Source organism: Ruegeria sp. HKCCD6647-2, from assembly GCF_057221075.1.
In genome coordinates this window covers 205,140-226,768 of sequence record NZ_JBWVBD010000003.1, presented here as the reverse complement: position 1 = coordinate 226,768, position 21,629 = coordinate 205,140, and the positions used below count along the sequence as shown (strand labels likewise).

At 56.9% G+C, this 21,629-nt stretch carries 16 protein-coding genes and 1 tRNA gene; 10 read left to right on the top strand and 7 right to left on the bottom strand.

Going from position 1 to position 21,629, the window contains the following annotated elements:
* The first annotated feature begins 143 nt into the window (after positions 1–143).
* Positions 144–1,382, top strand: a complete 1,239-nt coding sequence (locus AC2TDJ_RS10130) for an MFS transporter (protein WP_480841793.1) — start codon at positions 144–146, stop codon at positions 1,380–1,382.
* Positions 1,383–1,432: 50 nt separating this feature from the next.
* Here the strand turns inward: AC2TDJ_RS10130 and AC2TDJ_RS10125 are convergent, their stop codons facing one another.
* The 6 genes from AC2TDJ_RS10125 to AC2TDJ_RS10100 form a co-directional block, all read right to left on the bottom strand.
* Positions 1,433–3,469, bottom strand: coding sequence for a bifunctional aldolase/short-chain dehydrogenase (locus AC2TDJ_RS10125; RefSeq protein WP_480841792.1), 2,037 nt, complete (start codon positions 3,467–3,469; stop codon positions 1,433–1,435).
* Positions 3,470–3,523: 54 nt separating this feature from the next.
* Positions 3,524–4,618, bottom strand: a complete 1,095-nt coding sequence (gene mtnA, locus AC2TDJ_RS10120; RefSeq protein WP_480841790.1) for an S-methyl-5-thioribose-1-phosphate isomerase — start codon at positions 4,616–4,618, stop codon at positions 3,524–3,526.
* 189 nt (positions 4,619–4,807) lie between these two features.
* Positions 4,808–5,263, bottom strand: a complete 456-nt coding sequence (locus AC2TDJ_RS10115; RefSeq protein ID WP_480841788.1) for a YaiI/YqxD family protein — start codon at positions 5,261–5,263, stop codon at positions 4,808–4,810.
* The gene (sthA, locus tag AC2TDJ_RS10110; RefSeq protein ID WP_480841786.1) at positions 5,260–6,717 is read right to left on the bottom strand and encodes a Si-specific NAD(P)(+) transhydrogenase; all 1,458 of its coding nucleotides are present in this window, start codon (positions 6,715–6,717) and stop codon (positions 5,260–5,262) included. The genes AC2TDJ_RS10115 and sthA overlap by 4 nt, the downstream gene beginning before the upstream one ends.
* Before the next feature lie 3 nt (positions 6,718–6,720).
* A complete protein-coding gene (gene fghA / locus AC2TDJ_RS10105) occupies positions 6,721–7,554 on the bottom strand; it encodes an S-formylglutathione hydrolase (protein ID WP_480841784.1) in 834 nt (277 codons plus the stop codon).
* 105 nt (positions 7,555–7,659) lie between these two features.
* On the bottom strand, positions 7,660–8,589 hold the full coding sequence (locus tag AC2TDJ_RS10100) for an AEC family transporter (protein WP_480841782.1): 930 nt from the start codon (positions 8,587–8,589) through the stop codon (positions 7,660–7,662).
* Between the two features lie 177 nt (positions 8,590–8,766).
* Here AC2TDJ_RS10100 and AC2TDJ_RS10095 point away from each other — a divergent pair, with 177 nt between their 5' ends.
* The gene (locus tag AC2TDJ_RS10095) at positions 8,767–9,384 is read left to right on the top strand and encodes a TetR/AcrR family transcriptional regulator (RefSeq protein ID WP_480841781.1); all 618 of its coding nucleotides are present in this window, start codon (positions 8,767–8,769) and stop codon (positions 9,382–9,384) included.
* 16 nt (positions 9,385–9,400) lie between these two features.
* On the opposite strand, the gene AC2TDJ_RS10090 is transcribed toward AC2TDJ_RS10095, so the two are convergent.
* A tRNA-Leu gene (locus AC2TDJ_RS10090) sits at positions 9,401–9,485 on the bottom strand.
* Between the two features lie 640 nt (positions 9,486–10,125).
* On the opposite strand from AC2TDJ_RS10090, the gene AC2TDJ_RS10085 reads away from it, so the two are divergent.
* The 8 genes from AC2TDJ_RS10085 to AC2TDJ_RS10050 all read left to right on the top strand — a co-directional run bounded on the left by AC2TDJ_RS10085 (position 10,126) and on the right by AC2TDJ_RS10050 (position 21,573).
* Positions 10,126–10,641, top strand: a complete 516-nt coding sequence (locus AC2TDJ_RS10085) for a hypothetical protein (protein WP_480841779.1) — start codon at positions 10,126–10,128, stop codon at positions 10,639–10,641.
* A gap of 2 nt (positions 10,642–10,643) precedes the next feature.
* Positions 10,644–12,656, top strand: a complete 2,013-nt coding sequence (locus AC2TDJ_RS10080) for a dynamin family protein (RefSeq protein WP_480841777.1) — start codon at positions 10,644–10,646, stop codon at positions 12,654–12,656.
* An 8-nt stretch (positions 12,657–12,664) separates the two neighbouring features.
* Complete coding sequence (locus tag AC2TDJ_RS10075; protein ID WP_480841775.1) at positions 12,665–14,317, top strand: dynamin family protein; 1,653 nt, start codon at positions 12,665–12,667, stop codon at positions 14,315–14,317.
* Between the two features lie 52 nt (positions 14,318–14,369).
* Positions 14,370–14,771, top strand: coding sequence for a hypothetical protein (locus AC2TDJ_RS10070; protein WP_480841773.1), 402 nt, complete (start codon positions 14,370–14,372; stop codon positions 14,769–14,771).
* 24 nt (positions 14,772–14,795) lie between these two features.
* Entirely contained in the window at positions 14,796–15,662 is an 867-nt protein-coding gene (locus AC2TDJ_RS10065) for a hypothetical protein (RefSeq protein WP_480841771.1), read from the top strand.
* 70 nt (positions 15,663–15,732) lie between these two features.
* Positions 15,733–17,772 carry a dynamin family protein gene (locus tag AC2TDJ_RS10060; protein ID WP_480841769.1) on the top strand — a complete coding sequence of 680 codons (2,040 nt, stop codon included), beginning with the start codon at positions 15,733–15,735 and terminating at the stop codon, positions 17,770–17,772.
* Complete coding sequence (locus AC2TDJ_RS10055) at positions 17,769–19,064, top strand: dynamin family protein (protein ID WP_480841767.1); 1,296 nt, start codon at positions 17,769–17,771, stop codon at positions 19,062–19,064. The genes AC2TDJ_RS10060 and AC2TDJ_RS10055 overlap by 4 nt, the downstream gene beginning before the upstream one ends.
* 337 nt (positions 19,065–19,401) lie before the next feature.
* A complete protein-coding gene (locus AC2TDJ_RS10050; protein ID WP_480841765.1) occupies positions 19,402–21,573 on the top strand; it encodes a serine/threonine protein kinase in 2,172 nt (723 codons plus the stop codon).
* Positions 21,574–21,629 lie beyond the last annotated feature (56 nt).

Genomic DNA, 21,629 nt, shown 5'->3' with positions numbered 1-21,629 from the left:
CCGAGCCATAACCTTCGCTCCGCATCTTGAAAAGTGGGCATTCCAATCAAGCATCAAAATTGGTTAACCGTAACCGCAAAACTCCTGAATTGACGGATTCTGCATTCTGGCTAGTTTTCCATGGAACTCATGGCGGAGGCCTCATGCTGCAATCGGCTCGTTTGCTGAACCCGGTTCTGATCGTTGGATGCATCATCATCACGGTCAGCTTCGCCGTGCGTGCATCATTCGGAGTTTTTCAGATTCCCATTGCCGATGAATTCGGCTGGTTGCGCACCGATTTTTCGCTGGCAATTGCCATTCAGAACCTTGCATGGGGAATTGGACAGCCGATTTTTGCTGCCATTGCCGAAAAAGTCGGGGACCGCCGGGCCATTGTGCTGGGTGCCCTGACTTATGCCGCGGGTATGGTTCTTTCAGCCTGGTCAGTAGCCCCGTTTGGGCATCAGATGTACGCCTGGCTTGTAGGTTTCGGTATCGCGGGCACCGGGTTTGGCGTTGTTCTGGCTGTGGTCGGGCGCGCGTCATCCGATGAAAACCGGTCAATGTCTCTGGCGATCGTCACGGCTGCAGGCAGTTTCGGTCAGGTGATCGGCGCGCCGACCGCGGAATGGCTGTTAAGCTTTTTGCCATGGCAACAGGTCTTCATCATTTTCGCGGTGGCTATTCTCGCCCTGATCCTGACGCTACCGTTCATGCGGGCCCCACAACAGGGTACAAAGGCCGAGCTGGACGAAAGCATGAGCCAAATTCTGGTGAAGGCGTTTCGCGATCCGTCCTACACGCTGATCTTTCTGGGCTTTTTCAGTTGCGGGTATCAACTGGGATTTGTGACGGCCCATTTCCCGGCCTTCGTGACCGAAATGTGCGGCCCGATCCAACCCGGCGGTGTGCTGCATTCGATGGGCATCACCACCACGTCCGCTTTAGGCGCGCTTTCGATTTCTCTGATCGGCCTGGCCAATATTGCCGGGACACTGCTTGCGGGTTGGGCCGGAAATCACTTTCCCAAGAAGTATCTGCTGGCTTCGGTGTACATCGGCAGGACTATTGCCGCCGCGGCTTTCATTGTCTTTCCGATAACCCCGATCTCTGTGATAGCATTTTCGCTTGTGATGGGGTCGCTGTGGCTGGCCACGGTGCCGCTGACGTCTGGTCTTGTCGCGCATCTCTATGGGCTGCGCTACATGGGAACCCTCTATGGCATTATTTTCTTCAGCCATCAGGTCGGCAGCTTTCTGGGTGTCTGGCTGGGTGGGCGCTTGTACGATCAATATGGCGACTACACCCTTGTCTGGTGGATCGGCGTCGCCATCGGAGCTTTCAGTGCAATCGTTCACCTGCCCATTCGCGAGAACAGAACCGCAGCGGTTGCGGCCTGAAAGAATATTAGCGTCGCCAACCTCGCTGATGAGAAGAGCGATGACCTGATCTAGCGCAGTTCCGCTTCGGTGTTCCCTCCGTCAACCGTCATGATGTGACCGGTCGTGCGCGCCATCAATGCCAGGGCGACAAAGGCATCTGCAACATGCACGGCCTCTACCTCGCGACCCAGCAGATTGCCTTCCATGTATTTCTCCTCGGTTACACCACGTGCGTCGGCGCGTTCCCTGATGAAGTCGTCAGTCAGCAGGCCCGAGCGAATCCGGTCGGCGTTGACGCCGTTCACACGAATACCGAACTCAGCCAGTTCCAGCGTGAGCTGTCGCAAAAGGAACGACGTTGCGGCCTTTGGCGTTCCGTAAGCGCCCATATTTCGCCCCGGATTGACCGCCTGTTTGGAAATGTTGAACAGAACTTGCCCACCTCGTCCCTGAGCTTGCATTACGCGTGCGGCGTTAAGGGCAAAGGCCTTATGAGCAAAAAAGTTCAGTTCAAACGCAGCGCGAAACGCCTTGTCGTCCAATTCCAGCATCGCTCCGCCGGTTGCCGAGCCCGCGTTGGAAACCAGTATGTCGAGCCCGCCGAACCGGTGAATGGCGGCGTCCATGGCCGCTTGCGCCGCGCCATCCTCGGTTATGTCGCAAGTGAATGAAGCATGCCACGAACCAAGAGTGTCGGTCGCCCGGCCCAAAGCGGTCTCGTCTTGGTCTACCAGCAGAACATTGGCGCCTTTGCTTGCGAAGGCTTTGGCCGTTGTAAGACCAATGGCCCCGGCGCCACCCGTGATCATCACAATCTTGCCCTGAAAAGGCGGCGGAGCGCTTTTGCCAAGCTTTGCCTGTTCCAAAGACCAGTATTCGCAATCAAACCGGTCTTTTTCGCCAAGCGGATAATACCCGCCGGCATCCTCACCGACCGCGCGAACCCTCAAATTTTGTTCTGCCAGGTCTGCGGCGATCGAGGCTGCCTTGGCATTTGGGCCCATACCTATCACACCGACTCCTTCGATCCAGGCATGTTTGGGGTCGGTCGACAAAATTTTCTTGGGTTCATCGGCCTGCGCCGCCTGCCGTTCGAAATAATCGCGATAAGTGGCAGAAAACTCTTCCACCTTTTCTTTCAACCTCGCGCGCCCTCCGGAGAGGTCATCCGAGCGCAGCACCAGGGGGCAGCCTTTCGTGCGCAGCACGTGGTCTGGTGAAGCCATACCGCGTGCTGCCAGCGCTTCGATATCCGGACGCTTGAAGAACTCCATAACCTCCGAACAGTTGCGCAAATCGAAGACCGGCATCGGGTCATCGCGATCCACTGATGCCTCGGCAATAACTCCACGCAGAACTGGTAGTATGTCCAGGCTTTCTGCCGGTTCGCGAATACCCAGAGGGGTAAGGTCATTCATACCAAAATAGGCTGCTGCCTCGTTGGTATGCGCGACAATCTTGTCATAGCTTTCCTTTGCCGTCTCACCAAAGGCGAAGTGGCCATGCTGCAACAACAAAAGTCCTTCGACCTCCGGGTTTTCCTCGAAGATTTCCGCAGCCTTTTTGGCCAGCCCAAACCCTGGCATGATATAGGGCACGATGCCCAAACGGTCGCCAAATATCTCGCGGCAGACTTCGGTTGCGTTGGGAAGGTTCGCCAAAACGAGGAACGGTGTGGCGTGTGTGTGGTCCACATATTTATGAGGCAGGAATGCATGCAGAAGTGTTTCGACCGAAGGGTTGGGCGAGCCCGAATCCAGCAGGTTGGCGCGCTGGATGTTGACCATGTCGAAATCGGATAAGTGGTCCAGCGCCCGCAATTTCATCAAAGGGTCCAGCCAGACACCCGGCAGGCCCGGCGCCTGGATCGTATCCAGATCCCAGCCTGACCCTTTCACATGAAGTACCCGTTGAGGTTCTCCGAAGATATCCGGGCGCTCTAGCTTGACAGACGTGTTGCCTCCGCCATGCATCAACAGATCAGGGTTTTGCCCGATCAGTCGAGAGGTATAAACGCGTTCGCCCAGTTCCTGATCAGCGGGATCCATACCCGCCTCGCGACGCCATTTTTGCGCGTCTTGGGAGTCGTACCAGTTTTCAATCATTGTTCTTGCCTTTTGAGATCGGGCGACGTTTCCCGGATGCACCTTAACAAAGGGTTAATTGGCCCGCTCAGGGAACAGCGCAGCCAAACCTTCGGCTGAGGCGTCGCACACTCCACGTTCCGTGATCAGGCCCGTCACCAGCCGATTGGGTGTAACATCGAAGGCAGGATTACCGCCTTCGGTTCCTTCCGGCGTGACCCGAACATCCGCAACGCCGCCTTTGCCGCCAACCCCAAGAACATGCGTTACTTCCCGCTGATCTCGTTCTTCAATCGGGATTTCTTGAACTCCATCACGAACGGTCCAGTCGATGGTTGGAGAGGGTAGGGCGACGTAGAATGGCACACCGTTGTCGCGGGCCGCCAAAGCTTTCAGATATGTGCCGATCTTGTTGCACACATCCCCTTGCGCAGTTGTCCTGTCCGTTCCGGTAATGACGGCATCGACCAGCCCGTGCTGCATCAGATGCCCCCCGGCATTATCCACGATATAGCGGTGCGGGATTCCGTGTTCGCCAAGTTCCCAGGATGTCAGCGCGCCTTGATTGCGTGGCCGGGTTTCGTCAACCCAGACTTCTACCGGAATACCCGCCTCATGCGCGTGATACATGGGGCTGGTTGCCGTGCCCCAATCCACCGTTGCGAGCCACCCGGCATTACAGTGGGTCAAAAGGCGCACGGGTTCGCCCTCGGGTTTGCCGGCGGCAATTTTCTTGATGAGGTCCAGACCGTGCCGACCTATCGATGCGTTGATCTCGACATCTTCGTCTGCGACTTCCTGAGCGAGCTTCCAGGCTTGATCCGCCCGGTCACGGACGGACAACGGCATCAACGCCTCGCGACATCTGTCGAGCGCCCAGCGGAGATTGATTGCCGTTGGTCGTGTCGCGTTCAGAACTTCGTAGGCTGTATTGAATGACTCATCCGAACTGTCGCGGGACATTTGCTCGGCAATGCCGAATGCAGCCGTTGCACCGATAAGCGGCGCACCCCTGACCCACATGTCCCGGATTGCCGCTGCGAACTCGTCCAGCGTTTTGAGAGTCACAATACGGAATTCATGCGGCAACCAACGCTGATCGATAATTCGGACTTCGCCTGCCGCCTTGTCCCACCAGATCGACCGGTAATGATCGCCCTTCACTTTCATAATGTGATCTCCCTAATCGCTTGCGCCTATTTGGATCTTTGCAATGTCATTTGCGGTTTTGAAGCCTGATTACAGACCAATCATGAAGACGAGGATCGGCTGAAAGCCCTTGGCCGCGTCTCAAGTGTTTCGATTGTCGATCACCAGCGCAAGTAAAACGTGGTATTGAGTTCCTTTAAGTGTGGGCAGTTATTTCCGTCTGGCCGCGCGCAATTCCCGCTCGAGCGCGTCCAGAAACCGCGAACGATCCGCTTTAGCGAAAGGTTGCCCTCCGCCGCCTGTGCCCAGCGGATTGGCCGCGCGCAAATCAGCCATCAGATCGCGCATGGCAAGTTGCTGGCCGATATTTGCAGCGGTGAAAGCCTCTCCATTCGGGCGCAGGACACGCGCGCCGGCTTCGACGCATTTTGCTGCCAGCGGGATATCTGAGGTCACTACCACATCGCCGGTGCCGCAGCGTTCAGCGATCCATTTGTCCGCTTCGTCGGCGCCCTCTGCCACGATGATCACCTGCACCAGCGGGTTCGCAGAAGGTCGCAACCCGCCGTTGGACACCAAAGCCATCGGAATCTTGTGCCGGGTGGCCACGCGCTCGGCCTCGGCTTTGACCGGGCAGGCGTCACCATCGACATACAGGGTTGTCACGCGCTTTTCGCCTCTTTCTTTGCAGGAGCAGCGGGTTTCTTCTTCACCTTGAACTCGTCCGGGATCGGCATCCGGTTGAAGGCGTCCAGACCCGCGATCTTATAGGCCTCGGCCAATGTCGGATAGTTGAACGTGTTCTGCACGAAGTAGTCCACCGTGCCTTTCAGGTTCAGCACCGCTTGCGCGATGTGGATCAACTCGGTTGCGCCTTCGCCCACGATCTGCACGCCCAGAACCCGGCGGGTCTTCAGTGAGAACAGCATTTTCAACATGCCGTGCTCCAACCCCATGATATGCCCGCGTGATGTTTCGCGGAACCGGGCTACGCCGACCTCATAGGGTATCCCGCGCTCCTGCAGTTCTTCTTCTGACATTCCGCAGGTCGAGATCTCGGGCACCGAATAGATGCCATAAGGATACCAGGGACTTTCTGGCAGGGTGGGGGTCTCAAGCGCGTGGCAAGCGGCAACGCGACCCTGCTGGAGAGAGGTCGAGGCCAGCGACGGGTGCCCGATCACGTCCCCGGTGGCGTAGATATGGGGAACCGATGTCTGATAGGTCTTGCGGTCAACGCTGATGCGGTTGCGATGATCGGTTTCAATACCCACGGCCTGCAAATTCAGTGTCGAGGTCGCGCCCATACGGCCCGCAGCGAACAGCAGCATTTCGGCACGAACATGGCGCCCATTGTCCAGCGAAACTTCGACATGCCCGCCTGCGTCCTCGATTTTCTCGACGGCTGCTCCCAGCCGCAGATCGACGCCGTTTTCGCGGATCTGATGAGTGAAGTCGTGGATCAGCGTCTTGTCGATGAAATCCAGGAATGTCTCGCGCGGCTCGATCAGCGTCACCCGCACATCCAGCGCTGAAAACATTGTGGCGTATTCCACGCCGATCACTCCGGCGCCGATCACGCAAAGCGAGCGCGGAATCTCGTCCATTTCCAGAAAATCGTCCCCGTCCACGACGGTCTTGCCATTGAAAGGAACATAGTCGGGCCGATAGGTCTTGGTGCCGGTTGCAATCAGAAACTTGGCCGCTGTCAGCCGGGTGGTTTCACCTGCATCCGAGGCAACCTCGATCTCGTGCGGACCGAGGAACTTGGCCAGCCCGTTCATGGTTTCCACGTGGTTACGGTTGAACTGGTGCTCCAGAACATCAACCTCGTGGTCGAGCGTCATATGCAAACGCGCCTTCAGGTCTTCGGCGCGAATCTGGTCCTTGACCCGATAAGACCTTCCGTAAAAGCTGCGTTCACGCCAGCCGGACAGGTTCAATACGGTTTCTCGCAGTGTTTTGGACGGGATAGTGCCGGTATGTACTGAAACGCCGCCGAACCTGTCCTTGCGATCGATGACCAGAACGCGGCGTTGTAGCTTGCCTGCCTGAATCGCGGCGGATCGGCCCGAAGGCCCGGAGCCTATGATGATCAGATCGTAGTCATACTTGCTCATGCCTCAGTCTCCGTACAGCGCTTCGGCGTGGAACGACACGTGGTCTTCCATGAACGTCGAGATGAAGAAGTAGGAGTGATCGTAGCCGGGCTGCATCCGGTTTACGGCCTGCTGTCGGCGCTCGGCGATGGTACTGGCCAGCGCTTCGGGGCGTAGCAGATCCATGAATTGGTCTTTGGTGCCTGTATCGATCAGGATCGGGCCAGCGAACCCCTTATCCTTCATCAGCAACGAGGCGTCATGCTTGGCCCACAGGGTCTCGTCATCGCCCAGATACGCGCCCAGCTGCTTTCGACCCCAATCGCTTTGCGTAGGATTCGAAATCGGTGCAAAGGCCGAAACCGAGCGGAAGCGCCCGGGCAGCGACATTGCCAGCGTCAGTGCGCCGTGACCTCCCATGGAATGGCCGGTAATTGACTGGCGATCAGCGTCGATGGCAAAATTCTGGGCCAACAGATCGGGCAGCTCTTCGGCCACATAGTCCCACATCTGGAAATGCGGTGCCCAGGGCTCCTGCGTTGCGTTGACGTAGAACCCGGCGCCTTGGCCCAGATCGTAATCCTCGTGATCGGCCACGTCCTCTCCGCGCGGTGAGGTGTCCGGAAAGACCAGCGCAATTCCCTGTTCGGCGGCCCAGCCTTGCGCGCCAGCCTTCGTCATCGCATTTTCGTGCGTGCAGGTCAGCCCAGACAGATACCACAGAACCGGAACAGGGCCGTCTTTTGCCTCGGCCGGCAAAAACAGGCCAAAGGTCATGTCGCACTTGCAGGCCGGTGAGGCATGGCGGTAGACGCCCTGCACGCCGCCAAAACATGCATTTTCCGAAAGGGTTTCCATCTGGCTTAATCCTTGCAGTAGGTTTGTGCCATGGCTAACGATCTGCACGCCCGAGGTAAAGTCCGTGGGCCTTCCGGTGTGAGCATTTTTCGAAAAGGTGAAAGGTCAGAGTGCGCCGACCCAACCAATGACCAGCGGCACCGTCAGTATACTGGCAATGGTCGACAGCAAAATGGCCGCCGACGCGCGCTGGGGTGCGATCCCGTAATTGGCCGCCAGCATGTAGACATTTCCTGCCACGGGCAGAGCTGCGGCTGCTATGGCGATTGTCGCGGGAAACATGGCGACCGGGATCAGCCAAAGCACCATCACGGCGACCAAAAGGGGATGAATTACCAGCTTGCACAGGCTTAGCCAGGCCGCGATCTGAACCCGCTCGGCGGACTTTCCGGCCAGCGAGGCGCCGATCGCAAACAGAGCGCCGGGTGTGGCCGCTCCACCAAGGATTGTGAGAAAATCAGCCAGGGGTAGCGGAACCGGAATCCGCAGGGCCGACCAGATCAACCCGGCGGAGATTGACAGTATCATCGGGTTTTTAAGCAAACCGATACCAATTTGTCGCAGCGTGCCGAGGCTTAACCGCCCATCCCGGCCACCGTTGATCAGGATCACGATCAGAGAAGAGAACACCACCAGGTCGACCGTCAAAACCAGCATGACCGGACCTATCGCCGCCTCGGTAAAAAGCAATGCAAGCATCGGCAATCCCAGAAAACCGACGTTCCCAATCGCAGCGCACTGAGCCTCGACCGCGGCGGTCGGTATGTCCAGGCCGCGAAGATAAGCGACCAACGTGGCCAAAGCATAAACCCCGGCAGTTCCAAGCAGATAGCCCATGACCAGTCGCCCGTTGAATATCTCGGCAAACGGTAGTGTGGCTGCAAACCGGAACAGCATCGCGGACAGCGCAAAATAGAATACGAACTTGGTCAGATAGGCTGTGGCTTCTTCCGGAAAAAACCTGCTGCGACCGGCCGAATATCCCAGGCCGATGATCGCAAAAAAGGGCAGGGTACGCAGAAAGACTTCGACCATGGCCGAAGTCGTATCACGGTTTGTGCTGCCCGCAAGGCATTGGACCCAAGTTCCAGGACACTTTCAGGCAGGTTTTCTGTGCTGTCGTGGGATTGTATCACCCGCAGCCATGTGCGAATCGTTGAAACTGAACCAATCGGTTTATAATTTAGTAGAAACACCACTCAAGGAGATGTCATGACTCAAGCCACCACCATTCTGCGCACAGGACGTAAGTTCGATCAGGTCTTGCGTGGCGCTAGAGAGGTGTTCATGGCGGATGGGTTTGAAGGCGCAAGCGTCGATGACATTGCCCGCGCGGCAGGTGTTTCGAAGGCGACGCTGTACAGCTATTTCCCCGATAAACGTCTGCTGTTCATGGAAGTGGCACAGACAGAATGCAGCCGGATGGCCGATCGCGTGATCTCGATGATTGATGAGACCAAGCCGGTCCGCGAGGTTCTGACCATCGCGGCCACGCAACTTGCCGCATTTCTGGTTTCTGATTTTGCACAGCAGGTCTTTCGCATCTGTGTTGCGGAACGCGACCGTTTCCCAGAGCTGGGGCACGCCTTTTATCAGTCCGGACCAAAAAACGGGCAGTGCCATATGGCTGCGTATCTTGAAAAAGCCGTCGCCAAAGGCGAGCTGGCCATAGACGACGTTCAGATTGCTGCCGCTCAGATGTCCGAGCTTTGCAAGGTTCGCATCTGGAATCGCGCCGCATTTGGAATTCAGACAACCTTTTCCAAGGAAGAGATTGATGAGGTCGCCCTGCAGGCAGTGGACATGTTCATGGCGCGCTACGGCACCTGATCGATTTATGATTTGTTGGTGCGGGTGGAGGGACTTGAACCCCCACGCCTTGCGGCGCCAGAACCTAAATCTGGTGCGTCTACCAATTTCGCCACACCCGCAACCTGATGCCTTGGCATCGGAATGACGCGCTCAATAGCAAAGCTTGTCTTCGAGCGCGAGAGGTAAAATTGGTCTGACCCAAAGATTATCTCCAACATGCCTGCCGCTCTCATATTTTCCGATTGAACTCGTGCCGCGCCGGGAACTTTCAGTGGCGCCAAGCCGGACGACGGGCCAGAGTTTTTGGCCGAATTGGTCGACGTTGCAACTGCTGCATGGTCGCTTAAGCGCCCAATTAAATAGTCTGTCGCAATTTCCGCACTTTGGGTTTCCAATTAGGAAACGATCCAGCTTTTTTGATGCCAATATGTAAACACGTAAACGTTGAGTGACTCCTGTCGGAGGCTGTTCTGAACCAGGATTGCGGCCGGAAGGACTTCTGCCGAATTGTGAGTAGAGTGACTACCAAGGACATAGAAAATATACCGTAAAAACATGCAGTTCAGTTGAGACTTGCCTGAAGCGCGGTACCGTGATTCTGATGCGATCCTATGCTTGGGGTAATGTTCCTAGCAATCAAACTGAGCAAAGTTTCCCTCTTAGGTTGAGGCATTAGTATGCTGCCGACATCATAATTGCGCCACATTTCAAACGCCAAAAAATCTTATTCGCGTCAAAATAAGACCGTGGTGATCGTTGTTGATTGAGCACACGGAGTTAATGAGTCTTTTCGCCGCCTGGCATTGTACGAGTTTCAGCTCAACTCCAGTAGCAAGGGTCTTTGTCGTGACCAACCAGATAAATTTCGCTGCCTGCGAGCAAGATGCTGTTGATCTTGCACGTGAAAGTTTCGTTGGCGAGCTGAAAACCCTGAACAGCCAGCATCCTGGCACGGGGTTCGGCATCGCGCTAAAAACTCATTCGGGTAATCGTTACCTGCTGGCCAATTCCCGCATGCCGCTGCCCGCCAACAAATCTCAGGACTTCCCAACCGGACGCCGCGTCGCTTGCCTGGAAAACGGCGAGCACTTCAGCTCGATCGAGGTTCTGGCAGATTCTTTCGCCTATGAATCAATCTCGCCCAAAACCGAAGCGGCGATTCTGGGTAATGCACTGGACCTGATCGCGCGCATCGACAAGTTGCCCGGCAGTCCTGCGGGCGGTTTGCCGGAAGGTAAACAAGCTGCAATCGCCGCAACAGGAACCGGAGGCTGACTATGGCGCGCAACGATCACCTTCTGTCTGTAGGAAACGAAGCCCTGTCGCCGATGACCGAGGCGATGGCTTCGCTGACGACGCAGATCGACCAGCTGACAGAGGTGGCAGATGCGCGCTCTTCGGCGCGTCTGGCAACACTGAAAACCCGCATGGAGAACTTTACGGCCAGCGTCACTCTGGTGGGGCAGGTCAAAGCCGGGAAGTCGTCGATCATCAACATTCTGGCGGGCCGTCCCAACCTGTTGCCGTCCGATGTCAACCCGTGGACATCCGTCGTAACGACGCTGAACATCAACACTCGGACCCAAGGCGACACCCGATCCAAATTCACCTTCTTCGAACAGGAAGAATGGGACAATCTTATGGTCGGCGGTGGTCGGCTGGGTGAGCTGGCCAATCGCGCCGGCGCCGATGACGAAATGGACGATATTCGCCGCCAGATCGGAGAGATGAAAGCGAAATCCGAAGAGCGGCTCGGTAAGCATTTCGACCTGATCCTCGGGCAAAGTCATCAATATGACTATTTTGATGAAGAACTGATCCAGCGATATGTTTGTCTCGGAGATGAGGACGATCCGGACATCAATCCCAAGACGGGCCGTTTTGCCGACGTGACCAAGTCAGCGGAGTTGTTCATGGATATTCCGCAATATCCGATCGCACTGAAACTCTGCGACACGCCGGGTGTGAACGACACGTTCATGGTTCGCGAACAGATTACATTGCGCAGTCTGCGCGGTTCGGAAGTCTGCATCGTCGTGTTGGCGGCCAGCCAGGCGCTGACGACCATGGATATGGCGCTGATGCGGATCATCGCCCAGTTCGAAAACCGTCAGATCATCCTGTTCGTGAACCGCATTGACGAACTTTCAGACCCTGTAAACCAGGTGCCCGAAATCCGAGACCGTATTCAGGACACCCTGAAACAGAACAACATCGACACCAGCACCAGCATCGTCTTTGGCAGCGCGCAATGGGCAGAGGCCGCGCTGACCGGCAATCCGGACATCCTGACCGAGGAATCGCGTCAGGCACTGAACACCTTCTATCTGGCCGCCGGTTTCGGTGATCAGGCCGCGTCGCTGGATAAGATCTGGGCACTCTCGGGCCTGCCGGATCTGCTTCTAGCGATGAATGAGCGCATCGCGGAAGGGGCCGGAGGCCGGTTGCTGGATCGCGTCCGCCACCGCGCGCGCAATATCGCCAGCCAGATCCGCGCCACTGCCGTCGCGAAGAACCTGGCCGGCGGCGAAGGTGTGGTGCGCAATCTGGATGGAGTTGCTCCGGAAGAAGCCATCGCAACCGTTGCTGACGAATACGAAAAGAAAGTGGCCGAACTGACAACCGCTTTGCGGGGCAAAGTGCTGGAGCGTTTGGCGTCCGCTGAATCCAACTTCGTCAAACGCGCAACGGACTCGTTGATCGCGCATTTGGAGCAAAACGGGGAAGAGGGCACCTGGCAATATGATCCGGCAGGCCTGCGGACCTTGCAAAAGGCTGCCTATTTCAGCTTTGCCCGGTCCATGCGCAAAGAGGCCGGCGCGCTGTACACAGCTGCCGCTGCCGATATCGGCGCGCTGTATCACAAACTGTTGGGGAACCACCTGGGCGAATTCAACATCGAAGCGCCGATTGTCCCGCGGGTTCCGCCACCATTGGGAATTGGCCGCACGATTGCGCTGGACCTGCAGAGCACCTGGTGGCGGCGATGGTGGCAGCGGCGAAAAGGATTCGAAGCCTATGCCGCGGACTACACGCGCCTGATCGCGTCCGAGGCAAACTCGATCACCAAGGACATCGAGGAAAACCAGATCGCCGCCGTTCTGGAGAACGTCCGGGCAACATTGGCGGATTTCATGCGGGAGCAGAAGGAAACCCTTTTGAACATCTCGCAGTCCTCCGAGAACGACCCGGCCCGAAATTCGGCGTTGATGGCTGGAATGCAGCCGCAAAAGTCGCGCGATGACATCTTGGGCGACATCCTAAAAGACCTCAGCAACGAAGCAGCATAAGAAGAGTTATGGTAAAAGATTTTCAACCCCGCTTCGTCTCTCCTAAAGCATGGGAACGCATCGAGCAGTGGTCCCGCCGCAAACCTGTGTTTGCGCTTATGGGAGAATTCAGTGCCGGCAAATCGACGCTGATGAACTTTCTCTTGCGCAAGCAGGCCTTGCCGACGCAGGTGACGGCAACGCAATTGCCACCGATCTGGTTCAGTTGGGGAAGACGGCCCGCCTACGTCAAACGTCATGATGGCAGTAAGCAGACGATCGAGCTGGATCAGCTGGATTCAGTTGGTGTGAATGATGTGCAGTTCGTTCGCATTTTTCTCGAGGCCGACATTCTTGAAGCCGTGGACCTGATCGACACACCCGGCATCTCGGATCCCAAGATTTCAACCGATGTTTGGCGGCGTGCGGTTGGTCAGGCCAACGGTGTTTTGTGGTGCACGCATTCGACCCAGGCTTGGCGGGAAACCGAACGGGCGACCTGGGTTTCACTGCCGGAACGACTTCAGCATAATTCTCTGTTGCTAGTGACGCGCGCGGATGCGCTGAACCAGAAAGACCGGCAGAAAGTGCTGCGCCGCGTGAATCGCGAAGCCGGCCACCTGTTTAACCGTTCAATCCTGTTTTCGGCGCGCGATGCAATCGTTGCCCGAGACAAAACCGGCGATGCGGAAATGTGGGCTCGCAGTGGTGGCGGCAAGATGGTCGACAGCTTCCTGGAGATCACCGAACAGATAATGGACCACCGTGCGGAAATGCTGGCCCGGTATCAGGTGGACAAATCCCTGCAAACTGGCGTCAAAGTTCAGCCCGTTCGCCCGACGCGCAGCGGCGAGCCCGAGGTGACCACGCTGAAATTGGTCGAAACGGCCGATCAGGATCCCGCGGAGCGCGACGTTGTTACAAGCTTCCCTGTACGTCCGGCCCGCGTCGAACGGCGGGAAGAGGAGCACGGGCGCACCCGGATCGGTGCTGAAGAAGCCGAGAAATTGCGTGCGGAAATGGTGCCCGAAGTGGACGAATCCGGCGATGAACTGCGCGCGTATTTTCGGGATACATCCGATGATCCGCTGGATCTGAACATTCTGGCACGTCCCGGAGATGACGTGGACGAGTTCGAGTTTCTTGGCGATGAAGATCAGGATGATGAACCCGAACTGATTGTCATCGGGGCAGATGACGCAGATGACGCGTTGGAAGCCGAACAACAAGACTCCAAGGCTGACGAACAAGAAACCGCTTCGGAAATCGAAAGCTCAGTCTCGTCAATCACGGCTTTGCTGTCGGAACAGTCACGGAACGCCGATCAGGAATACGAGCCGGAACCGGAGTCGAATGCTCTGACACCGGAACACGTGGTCAAGATCGCCAGCGAGGAAAGCGAACAGGCGGAAGACGCGACCACCACCGACGAAACCGCCCCGGAGCTGTCAAACCTACTGAACGTTCCGGCCGGTGTTCCGCTCAGCGCGTCGGATATGTGGCGTGAGGTCGTGGCGAACGAGAATTTGCCCGAGGATGCGCAAGGCCTGCAAAGCGTCTTCACCGCGTTTCTCACCGAGTTCGATCAGATCGCCCGTGAACACAGCAACGCCAAGGAAAATGAGCAGCGTCCGATCCCGAAACTCAAAGAAAATGGCGGAGCAGAGTGGCATGTGTTGTAACAGCCCTGTACCAACAGATCTTGGGTTTCGTTATTTCGAACGAGTTTGAGAGATGTCGATAGAAACAGCTTTGTCCTCGGCCATGAAGACCATACCCTACTGCATCGCAGCCGGGTATGTCGATATGGAGACTGGAATGTTGCTGGGGGTGCAGGCCGAAGAGGCTGAACACTCCAACGTATTGGAAAACCTGGCTTTAGCCGTCGCGAACCTGTTTCAGGGGCGCGGTGTCAGGGCCTTCGAAGAACTGTTGAATGCTGCGGGTGAAGATGACTCTGAGCATCCGGGGTTTGGAGAAATCGCGGTGTTTTCAAACAACCATTTGCATATTTTTCTGCGTACGCAGGATTATCCCGATCATGTCGTCTGTTACATTTTCCGTGACAGCGCAAATGTCGGGTTGGCCCTGACGAAATCGCATCTGAGCCTTGGGCCCGTGGCAGCAGCAGTTTAGACGGGACCAGAGGGGGTCACGTATATGATGGACACTGACATACTGGAGATGCTCGAAGACATCGGGCGATCCGCGACCGCACGGCTGTCACCTGCGGTATTCCTTGTGGGCGAAACAGCGAGCGAGCGGCGCCGGAAAGTGCTGAGCACAATTAGGGGCACGATCCTGCCGCGCCGGTTGGAATTCACCGCCTCAAATGGCGACTGTCTGGCAATCGAGGTCAACAGTTCCCGTATCACTGACATCTTCCGCAGCAGCGTTGGCCCCTTGCCGGACTTTGAAACTGAACCCCGCGCCGAACTTACGGCAAAGCTGGCTCAGCTGGTATCGGACATTGCAGTTGCACCGGGGCCGCTGGAACTGGTTTCGGTGCGCCCGGATACCGCGCTTGAGGCAGACGATGTCGGCATCACGTATTCCGAGATCGAAACAGCCTGCGCACAGATTGAATTAGCCGATGAACCGCACGTTTCCATTGTTCCCAACAGTTTGGAAGAGCCAGCCTCACCCAGCGAGAATGATATTGCGGATCAAACCAGCTTGGCCCGGCAGTTTTTCAACGAAGCCGCGTCGTTTTCGCAGGGACAGGCATTGTTCGACGATCAGGGTGCTTCCGAACCTGTGTTTGATGGCCTGTGTACCCCGGACCAGCCAGCGCATCCGGACAGCGATCTTTTGAAACGCTTTGCCCGTGATTTGGCGGGTTGGGACGCTGACACAAATTCCTCCCTCACCCTGCCCCAGCTGGTTGTATTGCGCCCCTCTGGTGGGCAAGGCGTGGGTCTTGCCCTGTTGCGGGACGGCCGCCAAACAGTTGCGACCCTGCACAATGCCCGCAAGCTGGGCGCCGTTGTCAATTTGTGGAAATCCTTAAAAACCGCCGTCGAATGACCGCGTTCCTGCCCAATAAGTTCCTTTCTGTTATGTCAATCTGAGAATACGAGTTATCAAGGTAAGTATAATGAGTGAATTTAACCGCCGTGAACTGATCCGCATCGCCGAAGAGATGAACGGGATGAGTAATGACGAAACCCGTCAATTCATCACGCGCATCATAGACGATTTGTCGAATCTCAAGCCGTCAATTGCTTTTGTTGGTCAGATCAAGGCAGGAAAATCGCGTCTAATCAATGGCTTCACCGGTCAGGCAGAGTATTTGCCGTCGGATGTGAACCCTTGGACCACAGTCATTACCGACATGCATTTTGGCCACCCGTCCGGGCGGACATCGGGTGCCGAGTTTCACTTCTTCGACAATCGCCAGTGGCAATCCCTGATCGCCGAGGGGGAAGAGCTGCGCAACATGTTCCCCGATGAGGAGGACAGCTATAAGCGCGAAATGATCGAAGAGCAGGTCGAGGCGATGAAAACCCGCGCCAAGCTGCGACTGGGTGAAAGCTATAAGCACTTGCTGGGTCAGCATCACGATCTGGACGAACTGACCTCGGACGATCTGGCGCGATATGTCTGCGCAGGTGACGATCCGACCGAAGACGGCGAATACGACCCCGGTTCGGACCGGGGACTGTACAGCGACATTACCCGCAAGGCCGAGGTCTATTTCGATATCGGCCATTTCCCGTATCCGCTGACCGTGACCGACACGCCCGGCGTCAATGATCCGTTGCTGATCCGGGAGGAGATTTCGCGTCAGTATCTCAAGGAATCCGATTTCTTCGTCGTGGTATTGTCCGCACATCAGGCCCTGTCTCGGGCCGATCTGAAGCTGTTCCGCCTGATGCAGGCACTGGAACTGGGGCAGATCGTTGTGTTCATCAACCGCGTGGATGAACTGGGCGGTGGTGCTGAAGATGCCGCCAAGGTGCGCCTCGACGTGCTGGACGGTCTGGAGCGGGCGCTTGGCAATTCGGATATCGATGTCCTGATGGGCAGTGCCCAGTGGGCTCACTACGCGCTGACCGGGGACGACGCCGGGATAAACCACGACGAAATTCTGGCCTGGCTGCGGGCTCACCCCGAGCAGATGAAGCAATACCTGGATGGCGTCGAAGAGATCAAGCAGGGCCCCGGTCCGATCAGCCGCGAAGCGGTACTGCGGTTTGCGGCGATGATCGCCTCGGGCCTGCCGGATCTGCGGCGTCACGTGACTCAGGCCCTGACCAACGGCCCGCGCAATGAACAAATGCGCATGGCCTGGCAACACCTGAACAGCTTTGCGCAGGGTGAGTTGGAACGCAGCGCTGCAAGGCTGCGCGCGCTGGAAGCCGAAGAAGGACCAAGCGCAAGCGACGCTGACAACAACAAGACCCTTTCAGACCTGCGCGCGCTGGTTGCGGAAAAGACCGAAACGATCACCAACGACATGGATGATGTCCTGGCTAACCTGCGCGGTGTCATGGACGACACTGTGGCCGAGGCTGTTTCGATCGTGGTGCGCGGCCCCGATGGTCAGTCGCCCCTGTTGGCCAAGAATGGCGAGACCGAGCTGAACTTTTCACCTTTGCGCGAACGCATGCGAGAGTTGGTTCAAGGGGCTACACAGGTGGTGCGGCAGCGTATGCTGAGCGAGCTCTATGCCATCGATCTGCAAAGCAATGCCGCATTGCGTGCCCTGCCCGGTTGGCAAGAGCCTGTGGACAACCGAATGAACACAAGCGCAGTGCGTTGGTTCCGCCCTGACATGACGGCATTGACCCGTGGCATCACCGTTGAACTGCGCGTCACGTGGTTGTCTCGCTTGATCTCGCGCAAGAGCGTTGTAAACCGGGCAGAACGGATGATCGTGCAAGAGTTCGAGATGATCGGCGATGATCTGATCGACACCGCACGCAGTGACCTGTCCGAAAGATTGCAAACCGTTGTGGATCACTATCTGGCGCTGCTGGCGGGTCATCTGGAACACCGTGCTGGTGAAGATGGTTCAAACGAGCGTACCGAGGCTCAGCATGCGGTCGATCAGGCCCGCCGCATCACAGATGAGTTGAGTACCGTGCTTGGGCCCATCCCAGAAGATAATCGACAGGCAGAGGCTGCAGAATGATCGAATTCCCCGGAACCGAGAAGGAAGTGCGCCAACTCGAGCGCTTTCTGACCGCGACTGAAAAGACACCCGTATCGCCCGAACTGGACGAGATGCGCGCGCGTGCCCTCGCCCATGCCGAGCGCTTGTCCAATGCAGTGGCAATCGGTTTCGCCGGCGAGTTTGGTGCTGGAAAGTCAAGTCTTGCCAATATGTTGGCGGGGGCAGATATTCTGCCAACTGGCCCACATCACCTGAAACTGCCGCTGGTCATTGTGGCTTTTGCCGAGGAACCCGAGACCACAGTTGGATGGTGGGACAAAGAACCCAAGGTCTATTCCGGCATTGCGCTGGATAAAGCGGCTGCTGACGATCCGGACTTTATTTCGGTCGGGGTGAATACCCCTGCCCTGCAAGAAATATCGCTCTATGACCTGCCCGGGTCCGGTGCGCTCGACGATACGTACAAGCAGACACTGGATTTGCTTGGATACGTTGATTGCGCAATCTGGTGCACAAACGGCACCACCGCATGGCGCGAGACCGAGCGACACCTTTGGACACAGGTCCCGCAAAAACTGCGTGATAACAGCCTGTTGGCGGTGACTCATGCGGATCTTCTGACCGACGGGTCTGCGCTTGATCGGGTCGTGAAACGTCTGGAGAAGGAAAAAGGTGACCTGTTCCAGGCTGTTGTGCCCATTGGTACTCCGGTCGCTGTGCGAGCCATGGCAAAGGAACCTGAGCCGGATTTCGATCTGTGGAATTCCTGCGGAGGTCAGAACCTGGCCGAACATGTGCTTGAGGTTGCTTCACGCCATCGTCTGCACGATCTTGACGCGGCACGATCGGACTTGAAGGATCATTTTCTACCCTATCTGGCGACCCTCGACAGCGCCGAAGAGGAGTCCGGTGCAGCGGCTGAAACCCATATGCAGGCGGTCCAATCCAGCTTGGGTGCTACCCTCCCCCCTCTGGATAATCCGATCCTCGAAGACTGGTTGGCAGCCATTGCCAGCATCTACGACGATCTGCGGGAATCCTCAGATATGGAGCCTGCGGCATTCCTGCAGAGTTGCCAGGAGATCGTCGAGGACTTTGCCGAACGTCTGGAGTCTGGCAGCGAAATCGACCCCGAGGCAGATTGGATTCCCGGTGAGTTTGAAAAGGCGACCGACTTGCTGCTGCTGCTGCAATTCGAAAGCGGTGATGCACCGCTAAAGGATGCGGTCAGTATTCTGGCGCAGCTCAGCGACAACCTCGCCTGGGCCGGCAGTACCGTTGCTTCTGCTCCGCCGCGTACCGGAACCTGACGTCTTCCCGCTAAAATTGAGTAGTTGCAGGTCGAATCGGGCGTCCCAGAATCGCCCGTTTATTGTTTCGAATTCGTAGACCAAACCGCAAAATTTCAGGAATAAGCGCGTGGCGATTCACCTACCATTACCACATGTAGGTGCGCCGAGCCTGTTGGTAACAATATATGCGATTTCAAGAATCGACATCCTTAGTGAAGCCATGAGGCGGCCCCAATAAAGTCAAATTTGAAACGTCTAACCGTCTTAAGTGTCCTGCGGTTGTTTTGGTTGTGAGTGTGCGGGCTGATTGTCCGGGTTTTTTGTACCGCATTGTGAATTAAATGGGCGGGAAGACATGAGCCACAACCAGGCGGTCGGCGCGACGCACGACGAACCTCAAATCGAAGGCCTGAAACCAGGCGCAAAACTCTTGCGCGGCCAGTACGAGATCATCCGATTTCTGAGCAATGGGGGTTTCGGAATTACCTATCTTGCGCGCGACAGCCTGGAGCGTGATGTCGTCATCAAGGAGTGTTATCCCGGTGCGCTGTGCCATCGCAATGGCGATCTGGTCGAGCCGGCCAATCCGGACCACAAGGACGACTTGCGCGCGATCATCGACCTGTTCATTCAGGAAGCCCGAAATCACGCCCGGCTGGTGCACCCCAACATCGTCGATGTTCATCAAGTGTTCGAGGACAACAACACCGCATACATCGCGATGGACCTGATCCGCGGCTGCGACCTGCTGGACTATATTGACAATCCCGATAATGAAAGCGGGCCCGGCTTCATCGTCCAGGTTACCGAAAAGATGCTGTCGGCGGTGTCCTTCATTCACCAGAGCGGTATGCTGCATCGTGACATCTCGCCCGACAACATCCTGATCGACGAACATGGTGAGCCGATCCTGATCGACTTCGGTGCAGCGCGCGAGCAGGCGACCCATAAATCCGCCGCCCTGCTGACCTTGCGCGTGATCAAAGATGGCTATTCACCGCATGAATTCTATGTCCGCGGCGCGGACCAGGGCCCCAGCAGCGATCTCTATGTGCTGGCGGCGACCCTGTATCACGCCATCAGCGGCGAGCGGCCGATCGACGGTCAGACCCGCCTGAACGCATTCAACAACGGCCAAACCGATCCGTACACGCCGCTGGCCGGTCGCTTTGAAGGGTATCCTGACGGTTTTCTAGAAGCGATCGACAAGGCGATGGAGGTCCACACCACCGACAGGCTTCAATCCGCATTGGATTGGCTGCGTATGTTCCGGGGTCCGGACGTTATGTTCGAAACCTTTGCCTATCGCCCTGTTTCGGTCATCGTCGGAATGGATCGCAAAGACGAAGAAGCCGAGAAAGCCCGCATCAAAGCAGAGAGCGACAACGCCGAAGCCGTGGTTACGGCACTGCTTGCCGGCAATGCGGATTTGGCGTTGGGAAATGAGGACAAACCAGAAGAAGATCTGGCCAAATTCACACCCAAGGAAGAAGCCCCGGTTGCCGTTGATACCATCGTACAAAGCGGCTCGGGTGGCAGCAGCAAGATGATCCTGTTTGCCGGGGTCGCACTGGTCGCACTTGCTGTTGGTGGATATTTCGTAATGTCGGGCGACAAGACCCCGCCCGAGGCAAGCCCGGCGACAGCGCAGGCTCCGACCACTCCGGAACCCATAGACGCTGCACCGGAGCCGGTCGAGCAGACCGCTGAAGCCGTAACAGAGCCGGAACAGGCCGAACCAGCTTTGGCATCAGAACCGGAAGTTGTACAGGAACAGCCTATCGAGCAGGTCGACGTGCAACCCGAAGAACCGGCAGCGGCGGATACTTCCGTCGAAGTCGCAACGGCCGAACCGACGGCCGCTGAAATCGAGGCTCAACCCGTTGAAACCAACGCGCCACAGGTCGAAACCCCGGTAGAACTGGCCGAGAACCAGGTTGCTTTTGGCCATTGGGATGTTGAGGTTCCATTTACAACATCCAAGCGTCGCGGCACGACCGGAAACGTTCTTGCCGTCACTGGTGTTGACGCCGGTCGGGATATGTCTGTGATCGGTGAATGGGTGCAGCGTGGCGCGACTATTTTCACTCTCAATGGCAATCCTGTGCGTGCGGATGCTTCATTGGCGGCACAGGTTCTGGACGGGTTCTCCGTTGATCCCGACGGATATATCCGCGTTGCTGCACGTTACCGCAAATTGGGACAAACACGTGCGCAGAATGGATTGTTGGCCCTGCCAGCTATCCGCGCATTTGGGTTGCAGAATGGCTATACGTTCGAAGCACGCCACACAGGCGATGCCGGCTGGCAGACGGTTGTTACAACTGCGCCGCAGCAGAATGCAGGTGACCTCCAGCAAGGCGACGTTCTGTTGCGGGAAGCCAAGTCAGGAGCGGCGATTGATGCTCCTGAAAGCCTGGATGAAGTGTTGGCGACCCTTGTTTCCGAAAAATCGCCTCAAGCGGAACTGACTGTTCTGCGCAACGGCACCGAAACGGCTGCAACTATGCAGCTAACCCAGGAGTAGATCTGACCGGTGTGAGTGAAATTCGCCAGTGTGTGTTTGCTGTGAGTGGCGTCCAT

Coding starts and splice junctions, on each gene's coding strand:
- AC2TDJ_RS10130 (WP_480841793.1), top strand. CDS start 144: ATGCTGCAATCGGCTCGTTTGCTGAACCCGGTTCTGATCGTTGGATGC.
- AC2TDJ_RS10125 (WP_480841792.1), bottom strand. CDS start 3,469: ATGATTGAAAACTGGTACGACTCCCAAGACGCGCAAAAATGGCGTCGC.
- mtnA (WP_480841790.1), bottom strand. CDS start 4,618: ATGAAAGTGAAGGGCGATCATTACCGGTCGATCTGGTGGGACAAGGCG.
- sthA (WP_480841786.1), bottom strand. CDS start 6,717: ATGAGCAAGTATGACTACGATCTGATCATCATAGGCTCCGGGCCTTCG.
- fghA (WP_480841784.1), bottom strand. CDS start 7,554: ATGGAAACCCTTTCGGAAAATGCATGTTTTGGCGGCGTGCAGGGCGTC.
- AC2TDJ_RS10100 (WP_480841782.1), bottom strand. CDS start 8,589: ATGGTCGAAGTCTTTCTGCGTACCCTGCCCTTTTTTGCGATCATCGGC.
- AC2TDJ_RS10095 (WP_480841781.1), top strand. CDS start 8,767: ATGACTCAAGCCACCACCATTCTGCGCACAGGACGTAAGTTCGATCAG.
- AC2TDJ_RS10080 (WP_480841777.1), top strand. CDS start 10,644: ATGGCGCGCAACGATCACCTTCTGTCTGTAGGAAACGAAGCCCTGTCG.
- AC2TDJ_RS10075 (WP_480841775.1), top strand. CDS start 12,665: ATGGTAAAAGATTTTCAACCCCGCTTCGTCTCTCCTAAAGCATGGGAA.
- AC2TDJ_RS10070 (WP_480841773.1), top strand. CDS start 14,370: ATGTCGATAGAAACAGCTTTGTCCTCGGCCATGAAGACCATACCCTAC.
- AC2TDJ_RS10065 (WP_480841771.1), top strand. CDS start 14,796: ATGATGGACACTGACATACTGGAGATGCTCGAAGACATCGGGCGATCC.
- AC2TDJ_RS10060 (WP_480841769.1), top strand. CDS start 15,733: ATGAGTGAATTTAACCGCCGTGAACTGATCCGCATCGCCGAAGAGATG.
- AC2TDJ_RS10055 (WP_480841767.1), top strand. CDS start 17,769: ATGATCGAATTCCCCGGAACCGAGAAGGAAGTGCGCCAACTCGAGCGC.
- AC2TDJ_RS10050 (WP_480841765.1), top strand. CDS start 19,402: ATGAGCCACAACCAGGCGGTCGGCGCGACGCACGACGAACCTCAAATC.